The organism is Litorivivens sp. (assembly GCF_057445395.1).
This window is the reverse complement of the sequence record NZ_JBVBUV010000028.1, coordinates 33,686-43,996: the sequence shown is the minus strand read 5'-3', so window position 1 is coordinate 43,996 and position 10,311 is coordinate 33,686. Positions and strand designations below refer to the sequence as shown.

Genomic DNA, 10,311 nt, shown 5'->3' with positions numbered 1-10,311 from the left:
ACGTTTGGTTTCCATATTCAGCAAGACTTTGGTTGAACGAATCGCGGTCTGGGCACCGTTTAGCAGTTTCTGGCACAGAGCGTCGACTTTCGCATCGAGTTCGTCTGCCGGAACGGCAGCGTTAATAAGACCGATGTCAGCTGCGTCTTTGGCTGTCAGCAATTCGCCCGTCAGCAGAAATTCCTTGGAGCGGCACAGACCTATGCGCTGCGGCCAGATAATGGCCCCGCCGTCGCCAGCAACCAGCCCGACATTCACGTGGGGGTCGCCGATTTTGGCGTGATCAGCGGCGTAAATAATGTCGCAAAACAGAGCCAGTGAGGCGCCCAGACCCACGGCGTGACCATTCATCTTGCAGATTAAGGGTTTGTCGAGATCGAGTTGGGAAAATACAATGCGCTTGGCAAGGCGGACTTCCTCGTCGAACAGCTCCGGGTTATTGGCGTTGTTGGTGATGTGATTAATATCGCCGCCGGCGGAAAAGGCCTTGCCGGCGCCGGTCAGCACCACCACATCGGAGTGTGCATCGGCGGTGGCGAAGGTGAAGACCTCCGCCAGTTCTTCGTGCAGTTTCAGGTTTACCGCATTGAACAGTTCCGGGCGATTGATTGTGATGGTCAACAGGCGCCCGCTGCGTTCAAGTATCAGGGTTTCATAATGTGGTACTGGCGCATCGTTGCTCATTACTGCTTCCTATTCTTGTGATTGGCCGGCGCGTTTGCCGGCGCGCTCTGCAATATCGTTGGCGGCAACAAAACCAAAGGTTGCGGCGGGGCCTATTGTACCACCGGCTCCGGGGTAGAGGTTGCCAAAGGGGCTGCCCGCGTTATTACCGGCTGCGTACAGACCGGGGATCGGATTGTTGTTTTCATCGAGTACTTGCGCATTGGCGTTGGCTTTCAGGCCGCCTTTGGTGCCGAGGTCGCCGAGATTGATAGGAACTGCATAGAATGGGGCTTTCTCTATTGGGCCCAGGCAGGGGTTGGGTGTCACGGTCGGGTCGCCAAACATTTGATCGTAAGCGTTGCTGCCGCGCCCGAATTCCGGGTCTTCACCGGTTTTGGCATAGTCGTTCATATTGGTGACCGTTTGCTTGAGCGCATCGACTGGCACCTTGATTTTGTGGGCGAGTTTTTCAATGGTGTCGGCCTTGAACACGTAGTGATCCCAGCAATCCTTGGGTACCAGCGCATCGGGCATGATGATGGAAGGCATCAGGCCGCCAACCGTCCACTTTTTGCGAAAGGTAGTATCAAACACCAACCAGCAAGGCGTGTTGGCGCCGCTTTTCTGTTGGTCTTCCAGCATACCTAAACCGAACTCGTCGTAGCTGCAGGCTTCGTCGACAAAGCGCACGCCGTTTCGGTTAACGCAGACGCTCGAGGGGCGGCCCACATCGAAGGCGGTCTGCCAGGTTTCCTCAAAGTTGGCGGCACTGGCCATCGGCCAGCGCATGGTGGGCATCCACCAACCACCGTCGGTGTGTTCTGTAGCGGCGCCAATATTCATGCCGGCCACCAGTGCGTCACCTTCGTTGCAGTGTTCCGGCGTGCTGCTGTAGCGAATGGAACCCGCCACAGGAAAGAACTTGTTGCGCAGTTCCTGATTCCACTCAAAGCCACCTGCGGCCAGTACCACACCGTGCTTGGCTGCTATTTCGTACTCGCGACCAAAATTACTGACTTTAACACCCGCGACTTTGCCGTCGGTCACCACCAGTTCCGTCAGTGGAGTATCTAGGCGCACTTCTACGCCGCGATCAAAAAGCTGCTTGAAAATATTGCCCATCAGCGCGGCGCCTTGCGGAAAGCGGCGGTCGCGTTTGCCGATCAGGCGGGTGCCGATGTCAGTCCAGTAGGTGAAAAACATTTTTACAAAGGTCATCAACCAACGCGGTGACTGGGTGGAGATGGAAAAGAATTGGCCGATATCCATGGCGTAGCGACCGAAGGGCTTGAAACGGTTGAATTGCTCGCGCATAAACACGAAGTTATCGCCGAGTTCTCGTCCATCGAAGGTATCGCATAGGACCGAACGGTCGGCGCGGGCCTGGGGGGAGGCGGCAAAGTAGTCGGGCCACTGCGCCTGCATTACCGGCACGCCCGCCTTTTGCAGGTAACGGGTCATTTCCGGCCCCTGATCGATAAAGGCTTCCAGCCGGTCGCGTTGTACGGGACCACGCAGCAGGCTGTCGATGTAGGTCAGGGCTTTTTCGCGGCTGTCGTCGTTGGGTGTTAATTGATTGTTCGGAATCCACATGACCCCGCCCGAGGTCGCCGAGGTGCCACCATACTTGGCCGCCTTTTCAACAATCAGTACGGAGAGGTCGAGGTCGGCGGCGCGCAGTGCAGCAACCGCTCCGGCCGCACCTGAGCCGACCACCACGACATCATAGGATTCGTTCATCAATGTGCTCCTTGAAGTACCGCTGCCGTTGCAGGGCAATATTTCAGAAAGTGTAGGGCAGCCCCATGCTGTCAATGCGCGGCTCACGCGTGGCTGCGGTGTTGTGATTCAGTGCAGCAACCACAGGTTTAATCTGGTTATTGAGATGCTGTGAATCGTCCATGCTTTTTATCCTTAGGTGAACGGTCGTTCTTTTTCAGCTATTGGCCAGCGCACGGGCGCGGGCATCAAAAATTTCCTGCAGGTGATTGACCGGGTCACCGGCGGTGATGCCGCCGTCAATGGGCATCACGATGCCGGTGATCTGGGCCGCGCGTTCGCTGCACAGGAACAGGGCGGACTGGGCGACATCTGCCGGACTGCCGTGGCGCTTGAGCGGTTGGTTGGAATCCCACACCGGTGCGAGTGCATCGCGGATGCGGATCATCTGCTCGGGTGTCATGCCGGGAATGTTGAACGCGGTGAGCGGGGTGCGGATATGACCGGGCGCCATGGCGCAGACACGGATATTATATTCGGCCAAATCAATGGCAACGGACTTGGTAAAGTGAATCACCGCTGATTTGGTAGCGCGGTAACTCATCAGGGCCTGGCCGGGCAGTATGCCGGCGATGGAGGCGTTATTGAGAATGACTCCGCCGCCATTTTTGGACATGTACTTGGCGGCGCATTGAGTGCCCTTCATGACGCCAAACAGGTTGATACCAACAACTCTGTCGAAATCGCTCAAATCGTCGTCGAGAAAACGCGGGTGCTGGGCACCGGAAATGCCAGCGTTGTTGAACATGATGTCCAGACCGCCAAATTCGCTGACGGCGAAATGCACCAATGCCTGCAAATCATCGGCGTTGGAGACGTCGGTTTTTTTGAAGCGGGCCTGCTTGCCGAGTTTGTCGGCATGGGCCTGCCCGGCGTCTTCGTTGATATCGGCAATAACCACACGTGCGCCCTGTTCAATAAACAGGGCAGCGGTGGCTTCACCGATACCGCTGGCGGCACCGGTCACGACGGCGACCTTGCCCTTCAGATCCTGATTCATCTGTCTCTCCTTTTATGAGATCAGCTGCGTGGTTCCAGCGTTAACGGCAGCTTGGCAATGGTGTGCGTAGCGACCGTGGGCTGGTAGGTCAGGTCTTCCGGTGCGACTTGCAGATGCAAACGCTTGGCGCGTTTGATCAGTTCTTTCGCGGCCACGTTGATTTCCATGCGCGCCAGCGAGGCACCCACACAGCGGTGAATGCCGACACCGAAGGCTAGGTGTGAACCGTGGTTGGGGCGCTCGGTACTGAATTCCCGTGGGCATTCAAACTTGCTGTCATCGTCGTTACCGGAGGCATACATCACCAGCATGTGGGCGCCCTTCGGCAATTTCTGGCCACCGAGTTCACATTCACGGGTGGTCATCTTGGCCAAGCCGCGAACCGGCGGTGCATAGCGCAGCAGCTCTTCCACGAAGCGATTCATGTAGCGACGATCGTCCATGTTGTTGTAGAGCTCGTCGGCAAGATCGGGTTTGCTGGCCAGAATAAATATCAGGTTGCCGATGGCGGTGGCAGTGGTGTCGTTGCCGGCAATGATCAGGGCGCGAATCAGGGAGACGGCTTCGGCAAAGGTGAGCTTCTCGCCGTCTTCAGTGGTAGCGTGTACCAGATCCGAAATCATATCTTCTTTAGGGTTGGCTTCCCGGTCTTTCATCTGGGCGATGATGAAGTTCTGCAGATCACAGATTTCCTTGGCGTTGGCCACCATTTGGTCGTGATCCTGCATGCGGCCAATCTGGGCGGTGATGGCTTCGGACCAGCGAGAAATTTTCTCGCCGTTGTATTGTTCGATGCCCATCTGCTCGCAGATCACGGCGATGGTCAGGGGAATGGCGTACTCACGCACACCGTCAACGACCTCACCGTTGGCAGCTTTTTCCATCAGCTTGTCAGCGGCGTTGCTGATGACCTTGGTGATGCCGGGCTCTAACGATTTCACGCGGTGGGCGGTAAACGCCTTGTCCAGCAGTTTGCGGATGCGGGTGTGGTAGGGTGGGTCGCTTTTGATGGCGTCGGAGAAGAAACCACCGCCCTCGGTTTCCAGAATCTGTTTGAACTCTTCAAAGTAGCCGCTGGCGTATTGCTTTTCGTAGCCATGCTTGTCGGAAAAGGTTTCCGGATCGCGCAGCAGCTCCACAATATCGTCGTAGCGAGTCACCAGCCACATGCCTAGTTTTTCGTCAAAGTGCACTGGATCTTCAGCGCGCATGCGCGCGTAAAATTCCGTTGGTTGCGCCTGAATAAGTGGGTCGGTCAGTGTGAGTTCATTCAGGGGTTTACCGCTGTATGGGCAGGTGGCTGCGTCGGTCATGATCGCCTCTTTTATAGTAAACCGGGAAAGCCGCGCTGCTACTGCAGAGCGCTCGGGCTTCCGATGAAAAAGTCTTTGGTGTCGGTTGGTGCCGGTTGTGCCTGCGCGCGATACTCCCGGGGACAGACCTCATACACCCGTTTGAACAGGCGACTGAAGTGAGCCGGGCTTTTAAAGCCAACACGAAAGGCCACTTCGGCAATGGAGATTTCGTTTGGCGCAGTGGTTGATAACCATTTGTGCGCGGTTTTCAGACGCCAGTCCCAGACCAGTGTTGAAAATGAAGTGCCATTTTGTCGAAGAAGGTGAGACAGGTAGCGCGGCGAAATGCCGCAGGCTTCGGCAACCATCGAGGCGTTCAGCTTCGGATCTGACAGGTGTTTTTCGATAAAACGCATAACGTCCTGCAGGCGCTTCTCAGATAATGATTGACGCTCCTGGGCCAGATCGTCGCGCCCTTTAATCGCGTCGGTGAGAACGTACAGTGCGGCGTCCACTAGCTTTTGCTGGATGTGATCTGCCAGCTCGTCAGCATCTTCAAACACATCGGTCAGCATGCGCTCCGCGATCAGGAATTCACGTCCGTCGGCGGGAACGTTGTAGCCAGCCTTGATCTCTTGCGGGATATACTGGCGAAAGGCCAGCGTCGGCAGGACGACATGCAGCACCTCATGCTGGGCGTTGTCATCGGGGCGGCACTCGATTGCAAACGGGGACATGGATTTGGTAATGACAAAATCGCCGGCGCGGGCCGTGCTGGTGCCGCACTGATGGGAAACGTTAAGGGTGCCGCGTTTGACGAACCACAGTACTACCACATCGGTGGCGTCCTCTCGAATATGTGCCCAGGTGCGACGGAAGCGCAGTCGGGTTTTTGAGCGCAGCTGGATAATGGAGCACGATCCCACGGCTTTTCGTTCGGCGCGTACATCAATCTGGGAGCCGGCTTCAATGGTGTAATCGCCCAGATAGTATTCCTGGTTGTTAGTGCCGCGAAATGCGTCCTGACATTGTTGGTAGTTGCGCTCGTCAAAAGCAAAGAGTGTTTCAGACATGGTTCACCTCGCTGGCTATCCCGTGTGTGCAATCTGTTATGGTTGGTATTTGCTCAACATAGGTGTTGAACTATAGAAGGGCGCTGCACGGGGCTCTCACCACTTTGCGATAATCCTTCAACATTTCGCGCAGCTGGCGGCGGCGGACCTGTATCAGCGGGTAACGCCGGCTTCTGCCAGCTTTGCCTGCTCACCTTCTGACAGTCCGAGAATCTCGCCAAACACATAGTGATTGTGTTCACCCAGGCGCGGGGCACCGGCATGAATCTGGGCAGCTCGACTCATTTTCCAGCCGGGCCCAACGATCGCGCGGCTGTTGCCGTCAGAGGTGCTCACTTCCGGATAAAAAGACCGGGCCCAAAGGTGTTGATCGGAAATCAGATCCAGAGAGGTAAAGCTCTTACTGGCGGCAATACCCGCGTGCTGCAGTTCAGCGGCTGCTTCGCTGGCGTCCTGGCAGGTGCTCCAGTGGCTGATCAGACTATCGAGCTCAGCTTCGTGTTGCTTGCGCGCGGCCAGCGTGGCGAAACGCGGGTCGGTGGCGAGCTCGGGTTTGCCGACGCTGGCTGCGATGGTGTTTGCGATGACAGCCCAGGCGTCGTCATCCTTTGCCGCCAATGCCAGCCATTCGCTGTTCTGACATGGGTACACGCCATGGGGAGCCATTTCGGCGTGGCGGTTCCCGTCGCAGGCCTGGATTTCATCGTTGAGCGTGGATTTCATGATGGCGTCGCCCATCATGCTGGTCATGGTTTCCACGGCGGAGACATCGATAAACTGTCCCTCGCCAGTGCGATTGCGATGGCGCAAGGCTGCAACGCTGGCCAGTGCGGCGGCTGTGCCAAAGGTGGAATCGGCATAGCGGACATTCATGCCGCCTGGAGCTTCGCCTTCATAACCTACCACCGAGCTGAGTCCGCTAAGGGCGGCGAAGCAGGGGGCATACCCCGTTTGGTAAGCCAGTGGTCCGGCGGCGCCATACATCCCCATCGAGGTGAAAATAATGCCGGGATTGACGTTTTTCACACGCTCGTAACCCAAGCCCAGGCGCTCAATTGCTCCCGGGCGCAGGTTTTCAATCAGAATGTCAGATTTGGCCAGCAGGTCCAGTAGCAGCGCGATACCCTGTTCGCTTTTCATATTGATCTGTGCGCTGAGCTTTTGCGGATTGACCGCCATAAAGCCGGGGGCTTTGTTCAGGTCGTCGACACCGTAGATACGGGTTACATCGAGAGAACCTTCGCTTTCAATGCGAATCACTTCTGCACCCAGAAAAGACAGTAGTTTGCCCGCGTAAGGGCCGGCCCATACCTTAGTCAGTTCGATAACTCGAATGCCCTGCAGGGGGCCGCCACGTTGTTGGGTCATAGCGCACCCCCGGTGACCGTGGCAAGGTGTTGGCTGTGTTGGCCGAGCAGTGGCGCGGGGCTTTGTGGATAGGTCGGGGTTTTGCTCAACTGGTAGGGGGTACCAGGGTAGCGCGCGTTGCCGATGATCGGATGGCGGAGTTCGGTAAAAAATCCGCGATATTCGTATTGCTCGCAGGCCAGCAGGTCTTCGGCATTGTTAACGGCGACCAGGGTTAGGCCCAGTTGTTGGGCTCTGGCTGCGGCGTCGTGCTTGTTCTGGGTTTTGAGCCAGGCGCCGAGATGCTGGCGGCACAGGGTAACCCGCTCGGCCGTGCAGCCCCGCTCCAGCCAGTTGTCGGGGAAATCGTTCATCCAGGTGGTATCGTCCAGCAACTCCCGCAAAGCCTGCCAGTGGCTAGGCGCGGACATCCAGATATAGGCAAAGCCATCCCGGCACTCAAAGATGCCAGCGGGGCCAGCCAGATCAAAGGCATCGCGCTCGGCGCTGACGTTCATTTCGCCACTGACCATCTGCGCAAGCACGTAATCAAGGCGAGACAGCAACACCTCCTGCTTGGATATTTCGATTGTGCGACCACCGCTGGAATCACACAGACAGGCGCTGATACACAGCGCGGCCTCCAAGCCAGCCTCGTAACTCGCCATAAAGCGTCCAGCGCCCTTCAGTGGTGGCCGTGAAGGGTCGGCTCCGGTCGGCGTGTGGTAAGCCCAGCCAGCGCTGTTCATCACGGTCAGGTCAGTGGCATGTAGCCGATCATCGGGAGGGGTGAGCCCGAAATCGGTGATGGAGCAGAACACCAGCGCTGGAAAGTCGCGTTCGACGCGGTCGAATGTCAGGGTGTGATGGGTAAGCCAATCGTTCGGATGATCGTCAATGACCACGTCCACATTTGCCAGCAGCGTATCCAGTGTTGAGCCTGCAGTATCAAGATCTAGGGCTACACTGTGTTTGCCGGTGTTTAGATAGGCGAACAGACCGCTGTGCTCCGGCGCTGGATTATTGTCTTTGAATGGCCCCAGTGCACGGGTTGGGCTGCCGCTGCCAGGTTTTTCTATCTTGATGATTTCGGCGCCAAAATCGGCGAGTAGCTTGCCGCAGTACTCGCCGGCGACTGATTCGGCCAGCTCTAATACGCGAATTCCCTGTAAGGCGCTCATGGGTTCCTCCAACAAATGACGGGACACTGTACAATTACTCAGCTATACAACACCATTGTTGAATAGTAGTATCGATTGGCTGTGAAGACCACAACACCCGCTGGTTGCCGCGTATGTTGCGACCACCAACCAGCCAGAGCGGGCTGTGTTGATTCTCCACGCAGCCTCGACAGCTTCCTGACAGTAGGCGTCAAAACAATGCACAGTTGACGCAGACGGATTGTCTTCAACGGTGTGAATAAGAGGTAAGGCTATGAGTGATAACCATTTCTACAGCCTGGACGGCCCCCTTGAACTGATGCCCACGGAGCGGCAGATGCGTATTGCCAATCTGGGGGCTTTCCCGTCACTGGCGCGGACCCGTGGCGCCGATCCCCGTTCCCTGTTGGAGCGGCATCATATAGATCCGCTGGTGGTTCGCGATCCGGATCACTACATCGACTGTCAGGATTTTGTGGACCTGCTGGAAGACTGCAGTGCCACCTTCAACGATTCCTTGTTTGGTTTGCAGCTGGCGCAATTGCAGGAGCCGGATGTGTATGGGTGTGTCACTGCGCTCTGCCGGGCTGCCGCCACCGTGCGCGAGGCGATTGAGTGTCTCGTTGAATATATCCCGGTGACCCATTCGCCAGCGGCGATTCAAGAGCTTTATGTGGGCGATAAGATTGCGGAATTACGTTGGGGAGTGCGTACTGATCTGGGTTGCAACAAGCAGGCGAACTATCACGCAGCGCTGCTCAATGTGAAATTGTTGCGGCAACTGGGGGGTAAGGATTTTCAACCGCATTACGTCAATTTGGCTGTTGATGCGCGCAACCGCGATATCGAAGAGCTGGAGCGGCAACTGGGCTGCCGTTTTCACAACTCTGCTACAGAGAATGCTATTGCCTTCCCCGTGGAGATTCTCGATCGGCGTATTGCCAGTGCCAACAGGCTGTTGTTCAAGCTGGTTGGCGGCTATTTGAGTAAGGTGAAAGAGGCCGCGCGCACCAGTTTGGCAGATCGAGTCCAGGATTATGTGCGCAGCTCTCTACCTACAGGCAATTGCACGATAGAGCGCTGCGCACAGAAAATGGATATGTCGGTGCGAACTCTACAGTCCAAGCTGGGCGACAGCGATCTAAGCTTTTCGGATATTCTGGAAGAGCAGCGCGTGGGCCTGGCGCAAAGCTATCTCAAGCAACAAACTCTGTCACTGGATGATGTGGCGGCAAATCTTGGATACTCGGAGCAGTCGAGCTTCGGTCGTGCCTTCAAACGCTGGACCGGGGTAACGCCAAAGCAGTTTCGGCAGCAGTACTTTGCCGGCGGCGTGCCGCGCTAGCGTTTAGATGTAATAGGTTGAACGGGTCATCACTTTTGAGGCCAGCGTCATCAACTCTTTTATGCGGGGCTCAAAGTCCTTGCCGCCAGCGGCCAGTGCGATGCTGGCGTGCTCTGATTCATCGCGCAGCATCTGTTCCAGGATTGCGCGTGACTTTTCATCCTCGGGGGGCAATTGTGTCAGGTGTTCACGCAAATGTTGGCATACCTGTTCTTCGGTGGCAGCGACAAAGCCGAGACTGATGCGGTCACCCAGGGCGCCCGCCAGTGCACCCAACAGAAATGAGGCGGAGTAAAACACCGGGTTCAGGTGACTGGTGTGGCTGCCCAATTCCCGTAAACGTTGTTCGCACCAGGCCAGGTGGTCAATCTCTTCGTCCGCAGAATGCTGCATGGCTGATTTGACCGCCGGGTCTTTGGCGGTAATGGCCTGGCCGTGATACAGCGCTTGAGCGCAGACTTCACCGGTGTGGTTTATGCGCATCAACCCGGCGGTGTGGCGCGGGCTGTCGTCAATAAGGGTGTCCTGGTGTTTATCGGCCGGGTTGAAACGGCGCGCCCGGCTGCTGCCGGGCACCAGTGTTTTCAGGCCGCGGTCAGCCGAAATAAGGAGTTTATCGAGGAAACTGTGGTGTCGAGTCATGGCG

Annotated in this window: 9 protein-coding genes; 1 reads left to right on the top strand and 8 read right to left on the bottom strand. The window is 56.8% G+C overall.

The features are described from left to right. The 7 genes from AC222A_RS10065 to AC222A_RS10035 all read right to left on the bottom strand — a co-directional run. Positions 1–684, bottom strand: a 684-nt coding sequence (locus AC222A_RS10065) for an enoyl-CoA hydratase/isomerase family protein (protein WP_486774927.1), incomplete at its 3' end; no start/stop codon positions are given. 9 nt (positions 685–693) lie between these two features. After that, the gene (locus AC222A_RS10060) at positions 694–2,406 is read right to left on the bottom strand and encodes an FAD-dependent oxidoreductase (RefSeq protein WP_486774926.1); all 1,713 of its coding nucleotides are present in this window, start codon (positions 2,404–2,406) and stop codon (positions 694–696) included. A 196-nt stretch (positions 2,407–2,602) separates the two neighbouring features. Continuing rightward, the gene (locus tag AC222A_RS10055) at positions 2,603–3,445 is read right to left on the bottom strand and encodes an SDR family oxidoreductase (RefSeq protein ID WP_372748952.1); all 843 of its coding nucleotides are present in this window, start codon (positions 3,443–3,445) and stop codon (positions 2,603–2,605) included. A gap of 20 nt (positions 3,446–3,465) precedes the next feature. Then, positions 3,466–4,758, bottom strand: a complete 1,293-nt coding sequence (locus AC222A_RS10050) for a cytochrome P450 (protein ID WP_486774925.1) — start codon at positions 4,756–4,758, stop codon at positions 3,466–3,468. Between the two features lie 38 nt (positions 4,759–4,796). Continuing rightward, positions 4,797–5,813: a helix-turn-helix domain-containing protein gene (locus AC222A_RS10045; RefSeq protein WP_486774924.1), complete on the bottom strand. Its 1,017-nt coding sequence runs from the start codon at positions 5,811–5,813 to the stop codon at positions 4,797–4,799. 153 nt (positions 5,814–5,966) lie between these two features. Continuing rightward, positions 5,967–7,181, bottom strand: coding sequence for a CaiB/BaiF CoA transferase family protein (locus AC222A_RS10040; RefSeq protein ID WP_372748949.1), 1,215 nt, complete (start codon positions 7,179–7,181; stop codon positions 5,967–5,969). Further along, positions 7,178–8,341: a CoA transferase gene (locus AC222A_RS10035; RefSeq protein WP_372759059.1), complete on the bottom strand. Its 1,164-nt coding sequence runs from the start codon at positions 8,339–8,341 to the stop codon at positions 7,178–7,180. The genes AC222A_RS10040 and AC222A_RS10035 overlap by 4 nt, the downstream gene beginning before the upstream one ends. A gap of 253 nt (positions 8,342–8,594) precedes the next feature. Between AC222A_RS10035 and AC222A_RS10030 the strand changes: the two genes are divergently transcribed. Next, positions 8,595–9,665 carry an AraC family transcriptional regulator gene (locus AC222A_RS10030; RefSeq protein ID WP_372759516.1) on the top strand — a complete coding sequence of 357 codons (1,071 nt, stop codon included), beginning with the start codon at positions 8,595–8,597 and terminating at the stop codon, positions 9,663–9,665. A 3-nt stretch (positions 9,666–9,668) separates the two neighbouring features. Here AC222A_RS10030 and coq7 read toward each other — a convergent pair whose 3' ends face one another. Then, positions 9,669–10,307: a 2-polyprenyl-3-methyl-6-methoxy-1,4-benzoquinone monooxygenase gene (gene coq7 / locus AC222A_RS10025; RefSeq protein WP_372750688.1), complete on the bottom strand. Its 639-nt coding sequence runs from the start codon at positions 10,305–10,307 to the stop codon at positions 9,669–9,671. Positions 10,308–10,311 lie beyond the last annotated feature (4 nt).

Coding starts and splice junctions, on each gene's coding strand:
- AC222A_RS10060 (WP_486774926.1), bottom strand. CDS start 2,406: ATGAACGAATCCTATGATGTCGTGGTGGTCGGCTCAGGTGCGGCCGGA.
- AC222A_RS10040 (WP_372748949.1), bottom strand. CDS start 7,181: ATGACCCAACAACGTGGCGGCCCCCTGCAGGGCATTCGAGTTATCGAA.
- AC222A_RS10045 (WP_486774924.1), bottom strand. CDS start 5,813: ATGTCTGAAACACTCTTTGCTTTTGACGAGCGCAACTACCAACAATGT.
- AC222A_RS10055 (WP_372748952.1), bottom strand. CDS start 3,445: ATGAATCAGGATCTGAAGGGCAAGGTCGCCGTCGTGACCGGTGCCGCC.
- AC222A_RS10030 (WP_372759516.1), top strand. CDS start 8,595: ATGAGTGATAACCATTTCTACAGCCTGGACGGCCCCCTTGAACTGATG.
- coq7 (WP_372750688.1), bottom strand. CDS start 10,307: ATGACTCGACACCACAGTTTCCTCGATAAACTCCTTATTTCGGCTGAC.
- AC222A_RS10050 (WP_486774925.1), bottom strand. CDS start 4,758: ATGACCGACGCAGCCACCTGCCCATACAGCGGTAAACCCCTGAATGAA.
- AC222A_RS10035 (WP_372759059.1), bottom strand. CDS start 8,341: ATGAGCGCCTTACAGGGAATTCGCGTATTAGAGCTGGCCGAATCAGTC.